Raw genomic sequence first — 622 nt, forward strand, 5'->3', positions numbered from 1 at the left:
TGTCAGACTCAACCCGCCCGATAATATGGCCTTATCGACTTGAGTGATCAACACCCAGATACCCGCCGTGTACGCTATACCCATTGCAAAGGGCAAGGTAGGCTTAACAACGCTCCAATAAAATCCATAGCTACGCGCAACGCTCTTAGGCACTAGAGCAAACTGTTTGTTACGCACAACAACCAACTCGGCCAATGAAAGCACAAGCTGGTAGACAAAATAATGGACCACATTATTGGAGATGAAGGCCACTAAACAAAGGCCGCCGAGAAACCGTAATGAAACAAAAATAACATCCATAACATTCATGTAGACTTGCTTTTCAAGCCCCATAATGCCGCTACGATACAAACTACCCTGAAAACGCACCGCAGCGACAAACAGCATCAGCATCACCGAAAGCTCAACGCTCGTAATCGCTAGGCTCTCTACTTTGAGCCAGGAAGTGGCAAACCAGCCGCTACCTAACACCGTGGCAAAAATCATTAAGCCAACCAGAACAGCAAAGATCAGCTCATAGCTCGTTAATACCCGGTAAAAACTTTCGAACCCATGCTTTGAGGCTCTAGCCTTTGCAGCCTCTCGCCCGAGGGTTGGCGCAAGCCCCATATTAAGCAACTGA

The 622-nt window shown here is 47.7% G+C and carries 1 pseudogene; it reads right to left on the reverse strand.

Going from position 1 to position 622, the window contains the following annotated elements:
- A pseudogene (locus tag A3739_RS02355) lies at positions 1-609 on the reverse strand (hypothetical protein); the annotation flags it as partial.
- Positions 610-622 lie beyond the last annotated feature (13 nt).

This window comes from Oleiphilus sp. HI0067 (assembly GCF_001635735.1).